Source organism: Haloquadratum walsbyi C23 (assembly GCF_000237865.1).
In the GTDB taxonomy this organism is placed as follows: Archaea; Halobacteriota; Halobacteria; order Halobacteriales; family Haloferacaceae; genus Haloquadratum; species Haloquadratum walsbyi.
In genome coordinates this window covers 1,066,209-1,089,248 of the sequence record NC_017459.1, presented here as the reverse complement: position 1 = coordinate 1,089,248, position 23,040 = coordinate 1,066,209, and the positions used below count along the sequence as shown (strand labels likewise).

General features: G+C 46.7%; 20 protein-coding genes. 9 read left to right on the top strand and 11 right to left on the bottom strand.

The genetic code is table 11. The features are described 5' to 3' along the window. The first annotated feature begins 528 nt into the window (after nt 1–528). Nucleotides 529–1,371 carry a hypothetical protein gene (locus tag HQRW_RS04725; RefSeq protein WP_014555675.1) on the top strand — a complete coding sequence of 281 codons (843 nt, stop codon included), beginning with the start codon at nt 529–531 and terminating at the stop codon, nt 1,369–1,371. Nucleotides 1,372–1,709: 338 nt separating this feature from the next. Here HQRW_RS04725 and HQRW_RS04720 read toward each other — a convergent pair whose 3' ends face one another. The 5 genes from HQRW_RS04720 to HQRW_RS04700 form a co-directional block, all read right to left on the bottom strand. Then, on the bottom strand, nt 1,710–2,801 hold the full coding sequence (locus HQRW_RS04720) for a mandelate racemase/muconate lactonizing enzyme family protein (RefSeq protein ID WP_014555673.1): 1,092 nt from the start codon (nt 2,799–2,801) through the stop codon (nt 1,710–1,712). Beyond that, nucleotides 2,801–3,760, bottom strand: a complete 960-nt coding sequence (locus HQRW_RS04715) for a 1,4-dihydroxy-2-naphthoate polyprenyltransferase (protein WP_014555672.1) — start codon at nt 3,758–3,760, stop codon at nt 2,801–2,803. Before HQRW_RS04715 ends, HQRW_RS04720 begins: the two co-directional genes overlap by 1 nt. A 141-nt stretch (nt 3,761–3,901) precedes the next feature. Then, nucleotides 3,902–4,819 (bottom strand): 1,4-dihydroxy-2-naphthoyl-CoA synthase, encoded by a 918-nt coding sequence (locus tag HQRW_RS04710; RefSeq protein ID WP_014555671.1) that lies wholly within the window; start codon nt 4,817–4,819, stop codon nt 3,902–3,904. A 128-nt stretch (nt 4,820–4,947) separates the two neighbouring features. Next, entirely contained in the window at nt 4,948–6,807 is a 1,860-nt protein-coding gene (gene menD / locus HQRW_RS04705) for a 2-succinyl-5-enolpyruvyl-6-hydroxy-3-cyclohexene-1-carboxylic-acid synthase (protein WP_014555670.1), read from the bottom strand. Continuing rightward, nucleotides 6,807–8,492 carry an isochorismate synthase gene (locus tag HQRW_RS04700; protein ID WP_014555669.1) on the bottom strand — a complete coding sequence of 562 codons (1,686 nt, stop codon included), beginning with the start codon at nt 8,490–8,492 and terminating at the stop codon, nt 6,807–6,809. The genes menD and HQRW_RS04700 overlap by 1 nt, the downstream gene beginning before the upstream one ends. Before the next feature lie 334 nt (nt 8,493–8,826). On the opposite strand from HQRW_RS04700, the gene HQRW_RS04695 reads away from it, so the two are divergent. Genes HQRW_RS04695 through HQRW_RS04685 form a run of 3 tightly spaced genes read left to right on the top strand, consistent with a single transcriptional unit; the run spans nt 8,827 to nt 11,196 of the window. Continuing rightward, nucleotides 8,827–9,036, top strand: coding sequence for a DUF7120 family protein (locus tag HQRW_RS04695; protein WP_011571146.1), 210 nt, complete (start codon nt 8,827–8,829; stop codon nt 9,034–9,036). Nucleotides 9,037–9,093: 57 nt separating this feature from the next. After that, nucleotides 9,094–9,372 carry a UPF0058 family protein gene (locus HQRW_RS04690; RefSeq protein ID WP_014555668.1) on the top strand — a complete coding sequence of 93 codons (279 nt, stop codon included), beginning with the start codon at nt 9,094–9,096 and terminating at the stop codon, nt 9,370–9,372. Between the two features lie 33 nt (nt 9,373–9,405). Next, nucleotides 9,406–11,196, top strand: coding sequence for a rhomboid family intramembrane serine protease (locus HQRW_RS04685; protein ID WP_014555667.1), 1,791 nt, complete (start codon nt 9,406–9,408; stop codon nt 11,194–11,196). Nucleotides 11,197–11,770: 574 nt separating this feature from the next. Here HQRW_RS04685 and HQRW_RS04680 read toward each other — a convergent pair. Then, on the bottom strand, nt 11,771–12,445 hold the full coding sequence (locus HQRW_RS04680) for an METTL5 family protein (RefSeq protein WP_014555666.1): 675 nt from the start codon (nt 12,443–12,445) through the stop codon (nt 11,771–11,773). A gap of 503 nt (nt 12,446–12,948) precedes the next feature. Between HQRW_RS04680 and HQRW_RS04675 the strand changes: the two genes are divergently transcribed. Further along, entirely contained in the window at nt 12,949–13,902 is a 954-nt protein-coding gene (locus tag HQRW_RS04675; protein WP_011571142.1) for a transcription initiation factor IIB, read from the top strand. Nucleotides 13,903–14,037: 135 nt separating this feature from the next. Here HQRW_RS04675 and HQRW_RS04670 read toward each other — a convergent pair whose 3' ends face one another. Then, complete coding sequence (locus HQRW_RS04670; protein WP_011571141.1) at nt 14,038–14,232, bottom strand: cold-shock protein; 195 nt, start codon at nt 14,230–14,232, stop codon at nt 14,038–14,040. 116 nt (nt 14,233–14,348) lie between these two features. Between HQRW_RS04670 and HQRW_RS04665 the strand changes: the two genes are divergently transcribed. Further along, nucleotides 14,349–14,654, top strand: a complete 306-nt coding sequence (locus tag HQRW_RS04665) for a hypothetical protein (RefSeq protein WP_011571140.1) — start codon at nt 14,349–14,351, stop codon at nt 14,652–14,654. Nucleotides 14,655–14,818: 164 nt separating this feature from the next. Here the strand turns inward: HQRW_RS04665 and HQRW_RS04660 are convergent, their stop codons facing one another. Next, a complete protein-coding gene (locus HQRW_RS04660) occupies nt 14,819–15,847 on the bottom strand; it encodes a Brp/Blh family beta-carotene 15,15'-dioxygenase (protein WP_231852422.1) in 1,029 nt (342 codons plus the stop codon). Nucleotides 15,848–16,128: 281 nt separating this feature from the next. On the opposite strand from HQRW_RS04660, the gene HQRW_RS04655 reads away from it, so the two are divergent. Then, on the top strand, nt 16,129–16,794 hold the full coding sequence (locus tag HQRW_RS04655; protein WP_014555664.1) for a helix-turn-helix domain-containing protein: 666 nt from the start codon (nt 16,129–16,131) through the stop codon (nt 16,792–16,794). 70 nt (nt 16,795–16,864) lie between these two features. Here the strand turns inward: HQRW_RS04655 and HQRW_RS04650 are convergent, their stop codons facing one another. Beyond that, nucleotides 16,865–18,004 carry an aminotransferase class V-fold PLP-dependent enzyme gene (locus HQRW_RS04650; protein WP_014555663.1) on the bottom strand — a complete coding sequence of 380 codons (1,140 nt, stop codon included), beginning with the start codon at nt 18,002–18,004 and terminating at the stop codon, nt 16,865–16,867. Nucleotides 18,005–18,493: 489 nt separating this feature from the next. Here HQRW_RS04650 and HQRW_RS04645 point away from each other — a divergent pair, with 489 nt between their 5' ends. Then, nucleotides 18,494–19,159: a DNA-binding protein gene (locus HQRW_RS04645; protein WP_014555662.1), complete on the top strand. Its 666-nt coding sequence runs from the start codon at nt 18,494–18,496 to the stop codon at nt 19,157–19,159. A gap of 580 nt (nt 19,160–19,739) precedes the next feature. Here HQRW_RS04645 and HQRW_RS04640 read toward each other — a convergent pair. Further along, nucleotides 19,740–19,982, bottom strand: coding sequence for a hypothetical protein (locus tag HQRW_RS04640; RefSeq protein WP_014555661.1), 243 nt, complete (start codon nt 19,980–19,982; stop codon nt 19,740–19,742). Nucleotides 19,983–20,351: 369 nt separating this feature from the next. Here HQRW_RS04640 and HQRW_RS04635 point away from each other — a divergent pair, with 369 nt between their 5' ends. Further along, complete coding sequence (locus tag HQRW_RS04635; RefSeq protein ID WP_014555660.1) at nt 20,352–21,728, top strand: aminomethyltransferase family protein; 1,377 nt, start codon at nt 20,352–20,354, stop codon at nt 21,726–21,728. 165 nt (nt 21,729–21,893) lie between these two features. On the opposite strand, the gene HQRW_RS04630 is transcribed toward HQRW_RS04635, so the two are convergent. After that, complete coding sequence (locus HQRW_RS04630; protein ID WP_014555659.1) at nt 21,894–23,015, bottom strand: S1C family serine protease; 1,122 nt, start codon at nt 23,013–23,015, stop codon at nt 21,894–21,896. Nucleotides 23,016–23,040 lie beyond the last annotated feature (25 nt).

Here is a 23,040-nt window from a genome sequence, read left to right as displayed (position 1 = left end):
GATACGTACTTGTGAACGACTCCATGCTACTCAGCCGCTACATCTGCTGTATCGGTTTTCTTGAGCGTGAGGTTTCCTGTTTCGATAACGCGCTTTCCATCCACAACCCCTGATGCGCTAATGGGGCTAAATTACTAAATCATTAATATGTATCAGAACGATATGACAATTACATATGTCGAGACGAGCAAAAATTATTGTCGTAGTTGCTGTTATTGCATTGACATACACAATCCTCGCGAGTCGTTCTGACGGTGATAGTACCAGTTAGGTTCACAGTAGTTGCACAACGACATGTGAGAGATTGCAGATAATATTGATATCAGACCGTACACGAAGAGATGACCAACTCACAGCATTTTGCGGTGTGCTTGCTGGTATGATATGTTAGATTATTATTTTTATCGTGGCTTATTTGAGATCAAAATCTCACCCGAGTGTCGATTGTCATCTTAGAATAACGGTAGAATCATGGAACTGGTATCCGAACGACTGATACGCACCGCAGCGATATCCTGAGATAAATATATGTATGGGGTCGTAACGCGGAACGAAGAAGAAATTGAGTGGGACGACTTCGGTATTGGATTTTATGAGGTGAAAGATGTGAGTGGGCGTGCTGCTGAACCTCTCTCAGATGCAGTCAATATGGTCTCCTGTTTTGGTGATAATACAGCGGCGAACTCAGATCCAGAATTGGTGCCAATTAATGAAGATGGTACCCTTGCGACGCGAGAGCAGCCATATTTTGATTGGGGGTATATTTGTCCGACGCATGACAAATATCGAAATGGCTTACTTGAGATCATCGAAGATAGCGCGGCGGTAAATGATGCTGTTCGACTTGATGACGTTGGGTTTCCGCGAGAGGGATATTGTAGGTGCGACCGATGTCAACGACAGTTTGATAACAGCACCGCAGAAACGTGGCAATCGTGGCGCGATGATATTATTACAGAATTTGTTGAGACAGCAACGGCATTAATTCCAGGACGGACATATTTTACATTATATCCAGACCCATACCCGGGGCATCTTTCTGAACGCAGCGGTATCAATGTTGAACGAATCGCTAAGTATGTTGATGAATTTGTGATACCATTATATGACATTCACTATGGAACCACATACTGGCTAGAAACGATTGTGAAGGGATTTCAAAGCCGAATCGATTCAATTGAACGCGATGTGGACATTTCTGTTGAATTATATGCAGTTGATGTCGATGTTGATGATCTTATACACGCCACGGAGGTGGCAGATGCATACAGCACAAATGTATACTTCGGGTATGATGCCTCAAACGCAGCTGCAGCATTACGACGAATGAACGCTGATAACCGCGATGGAGTGACTCATCGACCTGACTAGTGGAGAGTTGAGTTGCGGATATATTAGATCTAGAATGTTCCAGCGAGATAAGCAACCACAACAAGTCCGGCGATAAAGATGAATATCGCAAACATAAATAATCCAATGAGAAGACGGCGTTGTGTTGGGGTCGGATCAGCCATTATTCCGTATATTGCCAGCCGACGAAATAACGATATCTAAAGAATATTCACATGAACTCATGCGATTGAATCAAAACAATAACTAACATATATTAATTTTCTATAGGCGGAACAGGGCGAGAACCCCGAATTTTGACGTTGAGCTTATCAAAATACGAATTAACTGATAGAATCGATTGCGCAACATTATTATTATCATCGATTACAGCATGACCTGAGTGCCCCACCAGCTAATCCAGGTCCTGTCGGAACGGATATCTCGCCGTCACTGATAGATACCGGATTCGCTGTAAGATCATCCGCAAGCATTGATCCTGTGGCGAGACCACATGCACGTGCGTTTGAGCCTGAGCCGGGGAGCGCCGCAGCAATATGAACTGCCCCCATACGAGCAATTACACCATCGATTGTTGTCGTAACAACAGTATCGATATCGACGGCTTCTGCCTTACGTGCGACTGCAAGCGTCTGTTTTGGACCACCAAGTGCCATTGGTTTACAAACAATAATATCGGCTGCATCGGCAGCAAAAATCTGCTCTGGGCTAGTTCGATTCATCGATTCATCAACTGCAATATCAACGCCACGACCACGGAGTAAAGCATGTCCATCGAGATCTGATGCTGGGAGAGGCTGCTCAATATATGCAATATCGACTGTCCGTGCCGTTTCAAGAAACCGCTCAGCAGTAGTTCTATTCCACGCACCATTAGCGTCAACGCGGAGTGTGATGTCTTCCCCGACTGCCGATCGAGCAGCAATGACTCTGTTACAATCAGACTCAATATCTCTGGCGCCAACTTTTAATTTAATTGTCGTATATCCATCTTCAACTGCTGATTCTGCTTTTTTATATGTCTGCTCGGAGTCACAATCACCAATCGTTGCATTGACTGGGATCGATGTAGCTGGTGTGTCTGTCGAGAGAAACCTGGCGAGTGAACTGTCATGATGGCGAGCCATCGCATCAACACAAGCTAACTCAATTCCATGATGTGCCGCTGATGTTGTATCTGGTGTTATTTCCGATGCTAATGTTGATGTTGATGTTGATGTGCTGTCCGTTGAAACTGAGCGAAGAGCATCCTGACAATCGGGATAGCGCTCTGTCCAGCCAGGAAGTGGTGTTGCCTCGCCAATGCCGACAGTGCCATTAATATCTACACACACGACATGTCCGCGCCGTTGTTCGATATCACCTACAGCCGTTGAGAGTGAGCGTGATAACTCAAGGGTGAATGGATCGATCTTAATAGAGGCTGTCTCAAGACAATCTAATTCGTTCATTATACTACTGGAAGTGTTTTGATAGCAAGTCCAATACTAAATAAGAGTGCATATCCAGCCAGTAGTTTTCCAACCCGCTCAAGCGTTGGGTTGAGCATATCACCGGCAGTTTCGGTGCATATAGTATGCATAAGTGATAGCGCAATTGGTAGCGTCACAAGTGGAAGTCCCACAGCAAGTGTGTATGCTGTGCGAGACAGAAACCAGATTGGGACGCTGTATGCAAGTATCAACAGTGTGATGAACTCTGCGCGCGCGAAAGTATACCCATATCGAACTGCGAGCGTTCGCTTTCCCGTCGTTGCGTCTTCATCACGGTCGCGAACATTATTTACGACAAGAATGTTTGTCGAAAGTGCAGCAATTGGCAGCGATGCAACGATAGCCGTCAATGAAACTGTCCCAGCGGGAATTCCAAGCGGAAATGTGCCTGCAGTAAGTGCCGCTGCTTGAACATAGTACGTTCCAGTCACAGCAATGAGACCAAAGAAGACAAACACAAACACATCACCAAGACCATGATATCCAAGCGGGTATGGTCCACCGGTGTATGCAATTCCTGAGCCGACGGAGAGAAGCCCAACGATTAGGATCGGAATTCCACCAACCCACACAAGGGTCGCACCAACAAGAATGGCAATTGTAAATGTAAGATACATCGCTCGCTTGACTGCGGGGGGATCGATGAGTCCACCTGCGGTCACACGGGTGAATCCTTCGCGATCAGCGGTGTCTGCACCCTTGAGTGCATCATAGTAATCATTCGCAAAATTCGTCCCAATCTGAATAAGAGCAGCACCAAGTAATGCAGCAAGTGCTGGGAGTGGGGCGAAAACACCGTCATGAATCGCAACCCCAGTCCCAACAAGAATAGGAGCCGCCGCTGCTGGAAGTGTCTGTGGGCGTGCTGCCATCACCCATGCCTTCTGACGGCTAATAGACTGTGTCTGTGCGCTCATTAACTACATTTATTCGCTGTGGCTGCGTGAAACTTCGGTTCATCAAGTGACTTTCTTCTCACGCGAGATTGTATCCTTGAGAAGTGTGATTGTCGTATCTACACACAAGTGGTGATGAAAGACGGGATAGATCAATGTTAATCAGTAGTGCCACGGATATGATGAGAAATCTGGGTCACGCCCTTCTAAGAATGCGTTCCGACCTTCGCGTGCTTCATCAGTCATATAGGCAAGTCGGGTTGCTTCACCTGCGAATACCTGCTGACCAACAAGACCATCATCGGCAAGATTGAATGCATATTTTAGCATGCGCATCGCTGTTGGCGATTTTGTCGCCATTTCATTTGCCCACTCAATCGCAATATCCTCTAATTCTGCATGCGGGATCGCCTCATTTGCCATTCCCATCTCAACCGCTTCAGCAGCGGAATATGTTTTTCCACGGAAAAATACCTCTCGTGCCTTTTTCTGTCCGATTTGCTTGGCAAGATATGCTGATCCAAATCCACCGTCAAATGAGGCAACATCCGGATCTGTCTGAAGGAATTTGGCGTGTTCTTTCGATGCAAGGGTGAGATCACAGATAACATGTAATGAATGTCCACCGCCAACAGCCCATCCTGGAACAACAGCAACCACTGGCTTCGGCATAAATCTGATCAGTCGTTGCACCTCAAGGATGTGGAGTCGTCCTGCTTTTGCCTCACGGACGAGTGTGTCCTCATCATCTGCTGGCTCATCATCATCACGATATTCATATCCAGACTCACCGCGGACAGACTGATCACCGCCAGCAGAGAATGCCCATCCACCATCATCCTCTGATGGACCATTCCCAGTGAGAAGAATACACCCAATATCTGCCTGCTTGCGCGCGTGATCAAGGGCAGCATACAATTCATCAACGGTTCCTGGGCGGAATGCATTCCGTTGCTCTGGACGATCAAATGCAATTCGGACGACTGGGACCTCATGTCCGCGATGATAGGTAATGTCATCAAATACTTCGGTCCCCTCGACGTCATCCCATTGTGCGGGGTCGAAAAGCTCTGAAACCATACTGACATGCCAGCGCGGACACGAGAAAAGGATTCGCCTCTTGACTCAGACCTATTTATCTGATATTTTGATATCCTCCCAGCGCTAAAGCGCGACGTTTTGTTATCATTTTTCTGTAATACCAGCGCTCAATTATCAAGAATGCGCTTAATCACACGATCATGTAATTGCTCTCGAACGCGATGGCTTGACTCAGAGTCAGTGACGACTTCGATAACGTGTGATCCAGTGGTTGTCGTTGCCTCAGTAAATGCTGTGTGAAATCCATCACGATCTGTGCCACGGACCCGCGCAAATGAGAGGTCGTAGATATCCTCAGTCGGTTCAAAATCAAGTCCATGTGGTGTGACAAACTGAGTTGTGAATGGTGGGTCATACGATTCGATTGGGAGTTTGTGAAAGATTCCACCCCCATCATTATTGATTAGAACAATGGTTGCTGTGACATCACAACGTTCGAGTGCTGCGAGTCCATTCATATCGTGATAATACGCGAGATCACCCGTTATTGCAATGAGATGCTCAGTGGTGGCAAGGGCTGAGCCAGCACCGAGTGCTGTCGAAACAATACCGTCAATCCCTGATGCTCCGCGATTTCCAAGGACTGTCCTATTCTGCGTTGTTGGACTTCCAAAGCGGTCAAGATCCCGAACCGGCATTGAGTTCGAGACAAAAATTGTTGCGGGATCCGGTGCTGCTGTCATTACATCCGAAAGAATACGACCCTCACAGAACCATCTATCACTCTCATTGCTACCCTCCTCATCCGTATCTTCAATCATATCATCGGTCGATGAATCCGAGTTAGTCGCTGCTAGAGACTGATGAGCGAAGGAGTCAGTGTTAGCGAGTACGTCTGTATGCGCCTTATCAGCTTCAATCCAACGTTGTCGCCATGTTGATGATCCAGGAGTATTGAGAGCTCTTGATAGCTGCCATAGAAGCTGTGTTGGATCAGCAACAACGATATCTGTCGCAGTGAATGTTGCCTCACGCCACTCTCCAGCAGGGTCGACAAGATACTGAGTCGGTGATGTGGATTCAAGATACTGTCTGAGTGGCTTTGATGTAGGTGAAGCGCCAAACCGAAGCACAACATCTGGATCTGGCCACTGATCCCATAACTCGCTAGTAAGATAGCCATCGTATCCACCAATAATTGGTGTTGTTCGAGTCAGCCCACCGTAACGAATGCCTGAAAGTGGATCCGCAAGAACGGGGAATCCGCTTGCATGTGCAAACGCCGCTACTGCCTCAGGATCAACTCCGGGTATCGTCATCGGACCAACAACGATGAGTCCACGAGATGTTGAAAGCGACTGTGCTATTCTATTAACGCTATTCTCATCGAGCACTCGATTACCTGTCGTCGACTCAACAAATGCACCATCACGACCTGTAATTGACTCTTCGGACAGGTCATCAGGGATATCTCCCGGCACTGGCGTTGGTTCAAGTGGCTTCCGGAAAGAGAAATTTAGATGAACCGGTCCAGCTGGCGTGTCTGTCGCAGTCATAATTGAACGTGCTGCTGTCGTCCGGAGTGATCGGAGTTTTCTTGCTGTCGGTTCAGGCTCCCCAATGTCATGAAACCACCTGACTGCATCGCCATAGAGCTTTGTTTGATCGACGGTCTGATTTGCACCAGAGTCATGTAATTCTGGAGGGCGATCAGCGGTTAATACTAGAAGCGGGACGCGTGCCTGTGAAGCTTCGATAACTGCAGGGTGATAGTTTGCCGCTGCTGTGCCTGAGGTACAGACTACAGGGGTAACCGACCCAGTTCTTCTTGCCCGTCCAAGCGCAAAGTATGCAGCAGAACGCTCATCTAAGTGTGAAAAAGTCTCGATACTATCATGACGGTCAAAAGCAACCGTGAGTGGTGTTGATCGACTTCCCGGCGAGATACAGACAGTATCAACACCACTAGCGGCAAGTTCTGAAACGAACGTGCGTGCCCACAAGGTATTCTGATTTGGCGCGCTCATCACTCGGTGTCGTCTATGTTTGTGTTTGTGTCTGCGTCTACGTCTGCGTCTGCGTCTGAAGTCGGTTCCATTGTTGTATTCGACTGTGAATTTGACTCTGACGGAACTGTTGTATCTGGTGTAGATATTGATGTCGAAGCGGACTCATTCATCGTATCATCGACAGTACCCTGTGTGTGCGTAGATATTTCGGATTGTGCTTGATTGATTGTATCATCATCTGCATCATTACTTTCGAGCTCATCAAGAATTGGTCGGTATTTTAGTTGAACCTCATCCCACTCACTGTCGGGATTTGAATCTGCGACGATTCCGACGCCGGCAAAAAGTGTGGCGGCATCGTCATGGGCGACTGCTGATCGAAGCGCAACCACAAAGGTACCATATCCGGCAGCATCAATCCATCCAACAGGCGCAGCATACCATCCTCGATCAAATGGCTCTGTCTCGCGAATCGTCTCAGCAGCCGTTGTTGGTGGGAGTCCTCCTACCGCCGGTGTTGGATGTAATGCTTCAACGAGTGAAAGTGCATGTTTATGCTCTTCAAGAGTCGCGGTGATTGGCGTCCACAGATGTTGAACGGTCGCCAGTTTGCGAACGCGTCGAGAATCACTTGTGATAGCAGTTGCATACGGCGAAAGTTGTTCACGAATTGTCTCAGCAACAAGTTCGTGTTCATGAACATTTTTTTCATCGCGTGCAAGTTCTGCAGCAAGCCATTCATCTTCAGCGGTCGTTTCGCCACGACCAGTTGTCCCAGCAAGTGCACCAGTCTCAACGGTGCGACCACGAACAGAGACGAGTCGTTCTGGCGTTGCCCCGAAGAAAGCCGGGGACTGAGACGTATTGTGTATATCCTCAGACCCTACTGTAGTCATTGCATTAACATCTGTATGTATTCTCTGGTCGACCGGTGTGTCGGGTACCGGTTCGATGATAAACCGGTAACACGAGGGATAGTGCTCACCGAGACGGGTAATAATATCACCAAGCACTGGTGTCTCCTCAAGTTCAACTTCGAGTGCCTGTGCAAGAACAACTTTTTGGAGATTATCAGCAGAAATTCGATTAATAGCTGCAGTGACGCCACGATTCCATGCGTCCCGGGATGTGCGTCGATGACGGCATGTGACACCTGGCGGAGATCGAGAATTGTTTGTTGACTCAAGCGTTTTTACTCGCTCAATTTCCTGACTCAATCGATACTCAACAGCATCAGGTGTCGCACCGGGATCCACAGCATTGACTGTTATCCACGCATGTGAATCATTATCAGCGGTGTCTGTCTCGGTATGCGTGTCTGTTGACCATGTTATCTGTACTCGCGGAAAAATAAATTGTGCATTGGGGAACTGCTTCCATGGCTTGCTATCTGCGCGTTCAGCATGGAAGGCAAAACCACCAAAAAGACGGGGGCGAGCGACCTCACTCCCTGCATGGACATCACCGGTACTAAACAGCGATTCAGCAGCATCACGGACAGACTCAAATCGATCAGAGCCTGTGGCAACAATCGTCGCTGCAGCACCACTTCCAAGCACTGTTGTCTCGTCTGGTGCACTCCAGACAACTCGAGGTGAGGTTGCAATATCAAATATATCCCGAACTGAAGATGACAATGAGGGAATGCGGGCTGACCGACTGACGAGAGTGACATCGTCAAGTCTGGTCTGGCGTGATTCCATCATTTGTATTCAGGTTTTCATCCTCTTTTACCTGACTATCGTGGTCATACAATAGCCTATTAGTCAGGATATATCTCATATATTAGCTATATCTCATCATCTCTCAGCAAATGGAGATTCGACAAAGGAATTATAATACTGGGTGAAAATAGCTCACATGATTACATAGAGATTATTGAGCAGGTTTTTGATTCTGCGTGCTTAGCTATTGATTTTACAAACTATTCTGGTAGAATGGAAATTTATATATTTCTTATTGAAAACGAAAGCTCTCTCAATCGAAAATTACTGGCGTAGGGTTTAAATAAACCCGATTCAAAGACCGAATACTCAGATGCCAAATGTAGATATTAACGTCCCCGAGCATCTCGAAACGCAGATTGCACAACTTGTCGATAAGGATGAGTTCGTCGATCGTGAAGAAGCAATTGAGGAACTCCTCTCAACTGGTATTCGAGCATTTAAAACAAGTGGACCGATGGATGATGAGGATCGATTCGAAGATGATGGTATGATGGGTCACGAAGACGAGTACGTCTTTTAATTGGTGTGGCATAAATCACCAACAACCCTTAAATTTCGCTCTGTTGTATCAATACGTATGCACAAGGATGAACTACTAGAACTGCATGAGCAGATGCTAACGATTAAACAAAATTTCGCTGGACGTGAGAGCGTTGATGATAATCTTTTTGAGACATATGATAACCTCGATGTCAATCCATCGCATGTACATAAATCAAAGAGTGAACACAAACATGCAGTATTTGTCCTTGGGAATGCGCTTGCTACAGTCATGAGTGAAGATGAATTCTCTAATGCTGGTCGTGTTGGAAAACGAATGAAAGAGTTAGCTGAGGACGCTGAAGGAAAACTCTGAATTATGACCGGTTAACGGTTGAGGAACACAGCTGTGGTGTATCAACTAGGCTTTTTATCCCCTCCAACGCTCCAGCGTCTTGTCGTTATTGCTGTTACAGCCATAGCTGTGCTCACGATTGTCTGGATTAGACGAACGCAGACACATGGTAATGATGACCACGGTCATAGTGGCATACAGCTTCAAGATCGATTTATTCTAGGCATTCCGTGGGGAACGATCCTCACGATTGTATTTGTCAGCCTGGTGTATCTTTTTCTTCAGGATGGCTTGACGCACTGGCGTCGTCCGATTACAATTCCATTTCGTGCATGGTCATATTTTTATCCACTTGGAATGCTGACAGCAGCATTCACACACAACGGTCCCGGGCACTTGCTTGGAAATCTCTTTGGAACGCTTGCTGTTGCACCGCTCGCTGAATACGCATGGGGTCACTTCCCACATGCACGCCGAGCACAGTCATCTTCATATAGTTCGATAAGGATGAATCCATATGCCCGTGTTCTTGCTGTACCGTGTACTGCTGTGATTGTCGGTCTTATTGGGACCGTCTTTGGACTAGGTCCGGTCATTGGATTTTCAGGAGTTGTATTTGCCTTCGTTGGGTTTGCAGTGATTATATACCCACTTGGGACGGCATTAGCGCTGATAGGTGCTGATGCAATCGGGGTGTTTATAACTGCTGTGCAGTCGCCCACACTCACTGCTGGTGGTCGGTCAGCGTATCTTTCGCCATGGTGGGCTGATATCGCTATTCAAGGACATGCGCTTGGGTTGCTTATGGGCGTGTTACTTGGGCTTGTCGTTATTCGTTCACGACAACTAGATGAACAATCGCGTCCACGTGCTCTTCGACTCTGGGTTGGAGTCGTGCTTGTTGGGATTCAGCAGTCACTGTGGGCGGTATATTGGTATCGAGGCGGAGATACATATGTTCTTTACCGAGCAGTTGGCGTGGCGCTTGTGATTATACTCGCAGTTGTTGTCACGATTGCTGTCATGACAAATCTAAATACACGTGTACACGCAGGCACAAGCACAAATACAGATACAGGTCCACCTGTCTCGCGTGATAATAAAAATGAAAACCATGGTCTCAACGGAAAGTGGCGAGTAGCTACCGGGGTCCTTCTAATTACGACCGCTGCACTCGCCGGACCGGCGATTCCATATAACCTGTACACAACTGATAATGAGTCATTGCCAGGCGACACAGTTGTCGTCCGAGATTATAAGCTGACATACGCAGAAGGGGTTGAAAATGGGCTTGTCTCCGCATTTAATTTGACAGCCTTTGGTGAGACGACAACAGTCACCACCTCGGGAGTGATCATTCAAAGCGCTGATCGCGGTATTTGGACAACAGCAGTTTCAACAGGTCGATTAGCGTTTGCTGGGCAATCAACTGTTTCGCTTGGAGGACCAGGCTGGCGAACACCGGTACATATCAGCCGAACTGGCTGGACGGCAGGTGGAAATGGGACCGCATATCGAGTCAACGCCTCGATTGGGAATGCACCCACGACAAATGGAGATGCCGATAAGACAAATAAACAATTACGGAGTCAAACAGTTCTATATCTTTCAGACCCAGTTACCGCGGCACCACAACTTGCGAATAAAACCGTCACGATTGTACCAAAAAAAACGACATACGAACTCCGAGTAAATGCATCAAATCGAACGAAAACAGCACCACTCCCACCAACAAATACCTCAGTGACTATCAGTGGGTTGCAGTTCGAACGAAAATCAAAAATAATCTATGTCTCGTATGAGCAGACCCGAATTGCACTGTTCGAAGCAGAAACATATAATTAGTTTCAAGCGATTAAAAACCAATATATCGCAGAACCGATGAGCAAGATCTGCGCCGCAGTAAACGACCACGGGTCAGGTGACCCGTGGAACTCTCGCTGTTTCCTTTAGAATACAAAGAATACCTGATCTTCAGGCCTGTCCCTTACTCATAACTTCACAGCATCCCACCATGTCGTTTGAGCCGCTGTTGAGGAGGATTTGAGACATATCCTGATGACTGATAGTATTAGTGCGAGTCCTTACCGCCGTGATTATTCGTGTCGGTGATAGGAGACGCTGAACCCGCGTTATTCGACACCGCCGGTGAAACTATTCGAACTAATCACTATAATACGCCGACCAGGGTTGCTAATCGGGCTACAGGGGCTGCTCAAACCAGGGCAACTTGTCGTTGGCATACCCGGCTGCTCGGGATGAGACTTCCAAATCCCGACAATAAAAGCAATTTTTACTGCTTCGCCCCGTCCATCTCGTCGGGATGACTCATAAGTAAAAGACAGGTCTTCACACGCGGGAGGATGTCAGTCTCAGGCTTGAGCGCAAAAATATGACTGTGAGTATGGCGTATGTGAGTCTATTCCTCAGTGGAGTTACTCACAGTTATATCAGTATCAGTCCAGTTGATTCGATAGACTTCCGTGTCAATATTCGTTGAGCTAGCATCATGAAACTCAAATTGGCGATTGAGAGTAAATGATGCCTCAAACGCATGTGTTATTATTCCGCCTTCATCGGCGACGAAAGATTCAATAAATGACTGTGACCCACTATTATGGATTGAATATGATACATCTGCAATCCGTGCCGCTGTTGTAAGGAAGGCTCGATCTGTGTGTTTCTGCCCATGTTGTGCGCCAAATGGTGGATTCATCACAACAGTTACAGGGTCGCTGTTTTGTATCGCCTGTGAATGAAAAGACAATTGTGTTGCATCCGCCAGGATCCATTCAATGCTAGCTGTTGTACCGACACGAGATTGATTTGTCTGTGCTATCTGGAGTGCTGACCGATCTATATCAATGCCAATAATTTGATTAGGACCTCGGAATGCTGCCCCAAGAGCCAACATTCCAGTCCCAGTGCCGAGGTCGATAATAGTTCGATCAATAATGTCATCTTGAAGATCAGCGATATGGATGACATGAGCAGCAATCTCAGGTGGTGTGGGATATTGCTCAAGTTTAATCTGAGGAGACTCAAATCCCGAAACAACCGCTAACTCCGTTTCAAGGCTCGCTTTACTTGACATCTATATCTGTCTTTTTATCATAATTTAGTCGATCTGGATGCATGTGTTTGAATCTACAGCAACTAACAAATTGACATTTGCGTTAACGCTCGCCTGGTGCTTATTCTTTGTTTCCCACGTGGGGCACACTCTGCTTCCAGCGTGGACGGACACTCACACTCAAACCGCCACCTTTCGGGCGCTCGGCTACACTATGGTCAGAGCCACTGCACCAACAACTATATTTAGGTCATGTTAGGATCGTTCGGAAACCCCGGCTGCGACGGCGCGTATCCACGGTCTGAAGGCCGTGGTATTGCGCCTGTATTACCTGTAATTCGCTCACAGGAAAAACATATCTTGAGTTTGAATGATGTTGCCCTCAGTCAGCAGAACATGATCATACGTATCACGTTCTATGCATGCATACCCACTCATTATCATGTGTTTGTATACTTTAGCACAGGTAGTGTGGTATAAATATATCGCGAAGACTTAAATTATCCCTTCACCACAGGATTTATATGGAGCGCCCGAGTCGCCAGCGTCAGCGTGAGCAGGAGACAGAGCAGACGTCTGATGAACGGCTCACATGTCCTGAATGTGAATCAGGAGATGTTGTTACTGATGCTGACCAAGGTGAGTTGGTATGTAATGACTGTGGGTTGGTCTTGGACGAACGACAAATCGATAGGGGTCCCGAGTGGCGAGCATTTAATCACTCTGAACGGCAGTCAAAGTCCCGCGTTGGGGCACCGATCACAGAGACAATGCATGACCGTGGATTGACAACAACAATTGACTGGAAGGATAAAGACGCGTATGGACGGTCACTCTCATCTGAAAAGCGCTCACAGATGCACCGACTACGCAAGTGGCAGGAGCGAATCAGAACAAAAGACGCTGGTGAGCGTAATCTTCAGTTTGCACTTTCAGAGGTTGATCGTATGGCATCTGCGCTTGGTGTTCCACGATCAGTTCGTGAAGTTGCATCCGTTATATATCGTCGTGCATTGAATGAAGACCTGATTCGGGGGCGGTCAATTGAGGGTGTCGCTACCTCCGCATTATACGCTGCATGTCGTCAAGAGGGAATCCCGCGCTCACTCGATGAGGTCGCTGAAGTCTCCCGGGTTCCACAGAAAGAAATTGGGCGGACATATCGGTATATCTCTCAGGAACTTGGACTTGAATTACGACCTGTTGACCCGAAACAATTTGTTCCTCGGTTTTCCTCCTCACTTCATTTATCAGAGGAAGTGCAGTCGAAAGCGACTGAAATCATTGACGTTTCTGCTGAACAGGGTCTGCTTTCAGGGAAGTCCCCAACTGGGTTTGCTGCTGCTGCTATCTATGCTGCGTCATTATTGTGTAATGAAAAAAAGACACAACGTGAAGTCGCTGATGTTGCCCAGGTCACTGAGGTGACCATTCGAAATCGATATCAAGAGCAGATTGAAGCGATGGGATTCCAATAACGCACATAGAGTCTATCAATACTGGGATCTCAATCGCAAGCGCGTGCGCTCAAATTGATGAGAAATACAGAATTCATGATGAGAGTCGACAGGACGTCGACCACAATACTGCTAATCTAGCTGTTTGATGCGTTCTTATAATCGCTGGAGGTTGGTCGCACGTGGACCTTTATCAGCCTGCTCGATATCGAATTCAACTTCTTGTCCCTCCTCAAGATCCGGACCACCGACGTCTTCCATGTGGAAGAAGACGTCCTCTTCAGAGTCTTCGCTTTCGATAAAACCATATCCGCCCGTGTCGTTGAAGAACGCAACCGTGCCTTTCGCCATTGCACATATAATGAAGTAAAGGTGATATATAATACTTGTGTCATCAAGCCAAAATAACGTGTGATGAATTTAAAATGACGGCTGACAATTAACACGGTTGAGCGTGAGAAGTCTATATGCTCGTACAATCGCTCATCGAAATCTGGCAGATAATACTTGATATCGGCGGACCGTTTATTATTCCAGTTGGATTCTTTTTTTCGGGTGTCGTCGGATATCTTGTATTACTGTATCTTGGACGCGCTGGCATAACGAATACAGAAAGTCCGGATAGTGATGCCACCCCCCAACATCAGGGAGATCAGATTACGAAGATTGATGAAAACGGTGATAATATCGAGACATCAGAGTCAATACATACTGATGACCGTGGTGATGGTTCAACAACTGAGGCTGATATGAGCACTGATATTCCTGAGTAGTCTACGTGTATACAAGATGCAAGTAGCATATCAGTAGATTTTTTGATATTCTCTCCACGCTAAATAACAGGGTTTTCGCCTCGAAGTTTTTCTAATCACCAGGAGTCTGATTAAAATGTTGCTAATTTTGTTATCATGATAATCGCTGTGAGTAGAGGAAATAATCATGGTACATGCCAGATGCCACGTTGACGATCCAGGACATTCCCAACAAGCACATGTGGCAGTGCAATGATGCTAATGAACACACTCCAAAACGCAACTAACCCGAAGGAGATCGATTCACTTGGGACTGGATTCGGCACAACCCACCAGAATCCAACAGCGACAATCGCCGTTGCAAGCGCACCAGCAATCAATACGACCCATGCACGAAGCGCAACACCCCCCGCAGATACAGTAGTTCCACCAAGGAGGTCTGACCCTTGTGTTGTATTCGTTTCAATATTAAGTTCACGTGCAACCTGCCGCATTGAGTACCACAACGGGAAGTACAATCCAACAGCAACAACGACAGGAACGACTGCAAAATATCCAATGAGCAATATTGTCTCAGCAGCATCAACCATCCACCCGCTTCCATCGACTGTGCGATGCAGGTATCCGGCACCGAGATGCCCAATGACCGTTGCGGCATAGCCAACCCCAATGATGATGCGGGTAACGTCGAAATAACGTGCAATGCCAGTAAGCCCACCAGGGTCAACCATCCCAATCATAAGCGAACTAAACGTATGAAATGTCTCGGGAAAAACGACAATCGGTACAGCCATGACCGCGCCACCACGGGCAGCAACTGCAAGCAACTGATGTGCTCGCGATTGGATATGACCAGTTCCTGCTGTTATCTGCAAGGCATAGAGATCACCACCGCCACCCTTTGCAACGGCAATCGCGATTGCAATTGCAAGTCCGATAACAGGTGCGAGCACAAACACAGCGATAAATACTGCTGCCACGCATAGATATCCAGCAATATATTTCCCTCGAAATCGCATCGCTCGACGACGAAGATTCGCAAAGTGCTCATATCCACCATGTGGAAGATTTAATGCAACCATTCCAAGTAAGTAAATTGCTGCTTGGGTTTGAAGCGTCAGTGTAATACCGGCGAAATGAACACAAATAAAAATTGCAATAAGTCCAGTCAGTGTGGCTCGCGAAATCATCATCATTGTTGATCCCGCACTCACCGCAAATTGACTCCGAATAGAACTCATTACATACTATTGTATCACCGGATTGATTCATGCGCTAGCCCAAATTTTGAGGGGTTTAATATCCACAGGCTAATTCCCCGTAGTAAGAAACAAATCCTGAAAGCGGTAGGTAAGCAAGATAGAGTAGTTCGATATAGTAGCTCAATAGTCTGATGCTGAATTGCACACTCAAAGAACGATTAGATGTAATATCAAAAATATACTATGTCATCATATAGCGTACATTTTTGCCTTTTGATTTGCATAATTAAATTATGCCAGACGGCATTCGAACTGAACTAGCGGTTCATAACCCAACGAATTGTCCAGTGTCAACCATTTCGGCGACACAGGAGGGATCTGTAACGGATATCAACTGGACAGGACAGGGCGCAGATGAGACTGTTACTGAAGAGTTTCGTGTCTCACAGGACATCAGTTCTGCCGTCGAATCAGACTTTGAGTGTGCTGAGCCAGTTGTTGATGTTGGGGATGAGCGCGTATATCGATTCAAACGGAATCATGAAGAAGCATGTGCGTGTGAAATTGTTGAATCATCAGGCGCCCCCGTTGCCGACGTTCGTGCTCGCTCCGGTGTGCTCCATTTAACGCTCCATCTTGAGAGCGTGGATAAGCTTCGGACAATCGTTGATAAACTCGATGACGCTGCAGAGCGGGTTGAACTCCGATATCTTGTCCATGCGGACGCGAGCGGAGGCTCGGACGAACCTGATCGGGCGCTTGTTGATCGTGGGGCATTGACCGATAGACAACAGGAAGTCCTGCAAACTGCTTACAGTATGGGCTATTTTCAATACCCTCGTGACGCGAATGCAACGACCGTTGCTGATGAACTTGGCATTGGTCTCTCGACATTCACTGAACATCTCGCGGTTGCACAACGGAAACTACTCTCAGAGCTACTTTCACAACGAGTGTGATATACAATAACAATACGTTATGATGAATCCTTAGCTATTCATGCTCGTTGAATAAAAGCTCAATCTCTCATCACCACCCATCAACTGTTGATTGTAACCCACTAAGAAGCGCATCAACATCCTCACGCGTATTATACACATGCAATGAAGCACGAATGGAGTCAGCAGGGTCAGGGAGCGTTCGAACAACAATATCATGCTCAGCATTCAGTCGGTCAACGACTGTCTGTGGATTTTCAACGTGGACTGTCACCAACCCGGATTCAGGATTTGATGGACTCACAAGTCGGTCAGATGGGATATTTGCAGATGCTCGTGTGGTGAGCATATTGATATGTGATTGAATTGTATCTGTTCCAATATCCTCAATAATCTCAATCGCGCTTTCTAAAGCGGTGTACGGTGCCGTATTTGTTGTTCCGACCTCAAATCGCGCTGCACCGGATTTTAATTCATATTGTGATTCTTCATCGCCGGGTGAAACGACACTTCTGTATCCAATCGCTGCTGGATCAAGATCGTCGATGACGGAGTCATCAATATATAGAATTCCGCCTCCCCAAAGACCAAGCATCCATTTGTGACTTGCCATCGCAACAGCGTCCGCATCCCACTGAGTCACATCGAATGAGCGCTGACCAGGAATCTGGACGGCATCAACAAGCACAAACGCACCAGCATCATGAGCGTCCGCAACAAGTGCCTCAACGGGAAGTATAGTTCCATAGTTCCATGTTAATGCGCTGAGACAAACAAACGAGGCATCAGAAACAGCATCCCGGTATGCGTCTCGATCAATACGACCATTCTGCGTTGGAACGACACGAACATCGCAGCCACGACGCTCCAGTCGCTCCCATGGTAGAACACCTGCGGGATGTTCAAGATCTGTTCGGACAATTACATCGCCAGGCTCCCATGAAAGCGCCCCGGCGACCCGATTGATGCCATCACTTGTGCTCTGTGTCAGTGCAATTTCTTCGGGACAGGCACCAAGAAAATCAGCAACTGTCGAGCGAATATCATCATACCGATCAAATGCATGCGGATATGGACCTGGGTCACTAGCGACGCCCCATTCATGCATCTCAATCGCATTTTGTGCTGCCTGGACGACCGACTGTGGACTTGGACCACTCGCGCCTGTATTCATATAACGCACATCTTCGAACGCCGGCACGGCCGCGCGGATGTCGGCAGGCTTTGTCATTATACAGTATTGTACGCTGCCGACACGTATATGTCGTGGTCATGAATAATCTCCTGTACTCACTCATGTGAATCGCTTCGGGGTCAGATCAAAGCTCTGGGGCATTTTCTTTGCATTCTGTAAAATACTCATTCGCATCAATGGACCACAGGAAGCGCTGACTGGAGATACTATATTGTCTATCAAAGCTAAGATGACTGAATGCTCTGTGTGAGTGATCAAAATAAGATGCAACAAGCCTTCTCCATGCAAAGACGTCGTCATATCAATATCAATATCAATATACAAACCAATCATTGACTTTCAAAAAGATAGAGTCTGGTACTCAAATACTATTTATGTGTGCGCCGCAAGGGGTAAATTCGAAGATGGGATTCAGTTTGAAATTTCAATGAAAGTGATTCGACGGCTTTTGACCGACAGGCATATTGGCAATCTGGTAGAAAACTGATTTATAATCGGTTGATAATCCGATTAGAGGATCATCAAATGTCCATCACCGCGAAAGTACATATCGAACATGAGCGCTTGGCACTTGTCCCGACACTAAATAGCCTTGAGAATATACAAATCCGCGTCATTACGCAGGGGACAACTGATCCTGGTTCGACGACCTTTCCATTCTTTATCGAGTATCACGACCGTGATGAGCTTGAAACAACACTCGACATGGATGCAACCGTTGCTTCGTATGAACTTGTTGATGAAACAGGGGAAACATCAATTTATTATATTGAACACACCCCAGAGACACAACTAATAAGCACGGTTGTGACCCAGGTAAATGGATTTCTCATTCATACCGAGACAAAGGGGAATGGATGGTTAGTGCGTTTACTGCTCCCTGATCGATCAGCATTAAATGCTATCTGGGAATATAGCACTGAAAATAATATTACGCTTGATATCATCGAGATATATAGTAATGAGGATGCTGGGGGAGAGTCTTCATTTGGGTTAACTGATGAACAACGGGAGGCACTTCAAATTGCGTTCCGGGAGGGATATTTCAATGAACCGCGAGACGTATCACTCAGTGATGTTGCAGATGAGTTAGATCTTTCCTCAACTGCTGTGAGTGGGCGACTTCGACGTGGAATGCGAAATCTTGTTGCAGCAACAATTGCTGAACACACGCAAACACATTCTGACTAGTGGGTAGGTGAATTATCACATCACGATCTTCTGAGACATAGAATCAAAGTGTCATATGATATAGAGACATTGGTCTGAATGGAGGAAGATTGCTATCCGATACAGCCAGTTTTGATGAACCGCCTTGGAATAAAGCTCCGATAGTTGTCTTAGTTTTTGTGTAGAAAATGCAATGCTATACTCTCGTCCTTGACTTCCTCCCTGTCCTGAAGGGCTGTCTCTCACCCACAACTCGAGTCAGGATTGTAGCGGAACGGGATCGGCGAGCACGACTGAAATCCTCGGTATCTACAGTTTCAACACCTCTTTGGAACAATTGCAGTGGAGTTGATTACCGGCGTTCTGTCACCCCCACAGCCGATATCACTGTTTGAATCGCTTCTCGCCTCGATTTGCTGAGTTCAAAATATCTCTGAGAGCGTCTGAAATGTCCGGTTACGACTCCACGAACTTATGGGTAAAAGACAGCCCTGAAGCGCCGGGCTTTCTCCTTGAACTTACGTAATTGTTGTATGCAACTCATTTGGTGGTGTACTCCTTTCTAAGAAATTGTCAATACTGTAGCGATAGATACACTCAGTTATCGAGACTTCGAGACAGGTTCGAGTTGCTCTGGGTCGACATCGTATCCAAGCCAGATACTCAATATTACTGCAATAATAACGAGATATACCGGAAATAAGATTACAGCAGCATATGCAATAAACCACACATTTGTATTCCCAAGTAGATATACGACTGCGATGACAGCTATACCAACAAGCGCACCAGCGATAGTTCCAAGACGAAATGCATGTTCTGCATCCGGTCCTGGGGCAGTCATATAGACGGATATGATTTCAATAAATATAAACTATCACCCAAAATGTGAGAATCGTCGTCTATCGAACAGTATGGATGTGCGCTATTTATACTGGTAGTTGATAAGATAATTAATGTTTGAATCGAAGTGACGCTCACATCAGAGTGTGAGTGTATCGTCTATTTCAGCGATTATAGAATACAAGCAGAATACCCGGGTTTAGGCGCGGGAGGAGATCAAATGACAGAAGTTTCTCTCATAGTTCTGTTTATTGCTGACGAGGACCGTCATCCCGCAATATCACGGACGGCACATATACTAGTATTAATTTAAATCCACGAGATGATGAACACTATCATTTATTGTAGTATCTATCTAGAATACATAAGTATGGCAAATAGTGAAGATCACCCTAACTATCCAAGTATTGATCAGTCTGATCGGACGTTGCCACGAAATCTTCGCCAGACTGGGGACCCTGGCATTGAGATGCTCGTCTCGACACGGGTCCGTAAATCACCATTTTTCGATAAATCGTTCAACGAGGAGGGTGCCTGGCGTTGTACTGTCTATAATCGAATTTATCATCCACGCGGTCTCGTCGAGCCCGAAGATGGGGGAGCAATGGCTGAATACGACGCACTCACAGAAGCTGTCACTCTTTGGGATGTCGCTGTTGAGCGTCAGATTCGGGTGAAGGGTCCAGACGCAGAGGCATTAACAAATCACGTAATCACGCGTGATGCAACTGAGATAGACCCAATGCATGGAAAGTACGTTATCTTGTGCAATGAGGACGGTGGGATTTTGAATGACCCAATCCTCCTTCGGGTCGCTGAGGACGAATTCTGGTTCTCAATTTCAGATTCAACGCTGATGCAGTGGATCGAAGGTGTCAATGTCGGGATGGACTTTGACGTTGAAGTCGATGAGATTGATGTTGCACCAATGCAAATTCAAGGACCACGCTCTGAGGACGTCATGGTTGATGTCGTCGGTGAAGAGGTCTCAGAGATACCTTATTATGGGCTAATGGAGGCGGAGATTGGTGGTGCAGAGGTCTTGATCAGCCAGACTGGTTTCTCAGGTGAGAAAGGATTTGAGATTTATGTTCGTGATGCAATGGAAACTGCTGAGCGCGTCTGGGATCCGGTTCTTGATTCAGTCAAAGACCATGGTGGTATGCAGATTGCACCAGGACACCATCGTCGGATTGCGGCTGGTATTCTCTCATGGGGTCAGGATATGGATCATGAGACTTCACCCTTCCAGGTTAACCTTGGATATCAGGTACCAGATAATAAACAAGCAGATTACATTGGTAAAGAAGAACTAGAGCGCCAGCAAGCGTTAATTGATGATGGTGAATATCCATTTAATCTCAAACTTGTTGGACTCAAGATGTCCGGTGAACCAATTCGCGATTATGCCCCGGATTTCTGGTTGGTGTCAGATCCAGATACCGGTGAGGAATGTGGATATATGACTTCACCATGGTGGAATCCAGATCTGGAGACGAATATCGGACTTGGATTTGTTCCTGCGGACAAGCTTGAAGCTGAGACAGATGCACTACTGAATGATGAGATCTATGAAAATGATCTTGATCTCGAATTCCAGGTTCATCTCCCTGAAGAGTACGCTGAATCGGGTGGACCTGCATATGCAACGGTCGCAGAGGTTCCATTCAAAGAGTCGGTTAATCCAAGTGCTCGCGAACAGGCAAAACTTGGAGCTAGACAACAAGCTGAAGCAAACGACGACTAATAAAGCATCATAGAATAGCTCTCAGAGTAATGGACAAACGGAATAACAGTCAGCGAAGCTGAACATTCCTTTTATATAACGCTGTATAACCCCGTTTCTAGTGACCGTATATGTTCATGCGATTATTGATTTGATTGAGTACCACAGTTGAATATCACAGGGTAATTATTGTTCTGGGCGCTGACCGAGTTCAATTGTTAATGTCTGTCTTTGACCGTTTCGGAGAACAGTAATCGGCACTGTCTCACCGGGATTTGTTTGTAATGCAAGGTAACTTCCAAGATCTTCTGTCGTGAGTATTTTTTGTCCCCCGACTCCGAGAATAACATCACCACCAACTCGAACTCGAGTTCCATCAACGATTTGTTGTCTATCACTTGATTGTAAAATACCATCTGCTGGTGCTCCATCGATAACATCAACGATAAGCAGTCCACGTGGAGTTTTTAGTCCGTTCGCACGGGCAATCTCCGGGGTGACTGATTCAAATCGAACGCCAATGTATGAATGATTAAAATCACCAGTTTCGATTAACCGAGGAATAACTCGTTGTGTGAGCGCTGCTGAGATGCCGAATGCAATATTATCGCCACCGCCAGAGTTGATGACTGCAACGACTTGCCCATCAAGTGACATGAGCGGTCCGCCACTATTGCCAGGATTGACCGCAGCGTCAGTTTGGATTGCATCAGGAATTGTGAATCCTGTCGGTGCCGGGATTGATCGGTTTACACCACTAACAATTCCCGATGTTACTGTTCCGCTGAGATTAAATGGATTACCAATCGCGACAACTCTCTGTCCAATTGTTGCTGGACCGGGAATAAACGGGATCGGAGACACCGATTCGGGGGGTGAGTCAATAGCAATCGCCGCAAGGTCACTGTGTGGGTCTGTCCCGACAACTGACCCGGTTCGCCACTCTCCCTGTGAGAAACGAATATCGGCTGTGGTCGCTTCGCCAGTGACGTGCGCGTTTGTTATTACGTGGTTCGAATCATATAGAAATCCAGTTCCCTGACCACGTGCACGTGGACCTTCAGGTTGCACCAGCACAACCGAATCGATCGTGTCACGATATACCTCGCCGTATGGATTTGTTGCTGTATCCGCCGTATCTTGCTCTCTCAGATTCGTCTCTGCTGAGAGATCACCTGACATTGATGTAGAGCCCGTCTGTGTATTAGATTGAGACTGAGTTTGTGTATTACACCCTGCAAGCCCCCCAAGTACTGCCGCTCCAGTGAGACCGAGCAGCCGTCGACGCCCTATCTTTGAGTCGGTCATTCTTATCTAAACCGTATGTGTGCAC

Bases quoted from the DNA above. Each gene is read 5' to 3' on its own strand.
- HQRW_RS04725 (WP_014555675.1), top strand. From the start codon at position 529: ATGTATGGGGTCGTAACGCGGAACGAAGAAGAAATTGAGTGGGACGAC.
- HQRW_RS04720 (WP_014555673.1), bottom strand. From the start codon at position 2,801: ATGAACGAATTAGATTGTCTTGAGACAGCCTCTATTAAGATCGATCCA.
- HQRW_RS04715 (WP_014555672.1), bottom strand. From the start codon at position 3,760: ATGAGCGCACAGACACAGTCTATTAGCCGTCAGAAGGCATGGGTGATG.
- HQRW_RS04710 (WP_014555671.1), bottom strand. From the start codon at position 4,819: ATGGTTTCAGAGCTTTTCGACCCCGCACAATGGGATGACGTCGAGGGG.
- menD (WP_014555670.1), bottom strand. From the start codon at position 6,807: ATGAGCGCGCCAAATCAGAATACCTTGTGGGCACGCACGTTCGTTTCA.
- HQRW_RS04700 (WP_014555669.1), bottom strand. From the start codon at position 8,492: ATGGAATCACGCCAGACCAGACTTGACGATGTCACTCTCGTCAGTCGG.
- HQRW_RS04695 (WP_011571146.1), top strand. From the start codon at position 8,827: ATGCCAAATGTAGATATTAACGTCCCCGAGCATCTCGAAACGCAGATT.
- HQRW_RS04690 (WP_014555668.1), top strand. From the start codon at position 9,094: ATGCACAAGGATGAACTACTAGAACTGCATGAGCAGATGCTAACGATT.
- HQRW_RS04680 (WP_014555666.1), bottom strand. From the start codon at position 12,445: ATGTCAAGTAAAGCGAGCCTTGAAACGGAGTTAGCGGTTGTTTCGGGA.
- HQRW_RS04675 (WP_011571142.1), top strand. From the start codon at position 12,949: ATGGAGCGCCCGAGTCGCCAGCGTCAGCGTGAGCAGGAGACAGAGCAG.
- HQRW_RS04670 (WP_011571141.1), bottom strand. From the start codon at position 14,232: ATGGCGAAAGGCACGGTTGCGTTCTTCAACGACACGGGCGGATATGGT.
- HQRW_RS04665 (WP_011571140.1), top strand. From the start codon at position 14,349: ATGCTCGTACAATCGCTCATCGAAATCTGGCAGATAATACTTGATATC.
- HQRW_RS04655 (WP_014555664.1), top strand. From the start codon at position 16,129: ATGCCAGACGGCATTCGAACTGAACTAGCGGTTCATAACCCAACGAAT.
- HQRW_RS04650 (WP_014555663.1), bottom strand. From the start codon at position 18,004: ATGACAAAGCCTGCCGACATCCGCGCGGCCGTGCCGGCGTTCGAAGAT.
- HQRW_RS04645 (WP_014555662.1), top strand. From the start codon at position 18,494: ATGTCCATCACCGCGAAAGTACATATCGAACATGAGCGCTTGGCACTT.
- HQRW_RS04640 (WP_014555661.1), bottom strand. From the start codon at position 19,982: ATGACTGCCCCAGGACCGGATGCAGAACATGCATTTCGTCTTGGAACT.
- HQRW_RS04635 (WP_014555660.1), top strand. From the start codon at position 20,352: ATGGCAAATAGTGAAGATCACCCTAACTATCCAAGTATTGATCAGTCT.
- HQRW_RS04630 (WP_014555659.1), bottom strand. From the start codon at position 23,015: ATGACCGACTCAAAGATAGGGCGTCGACGGCTGCTCGGTCTCACTGGA.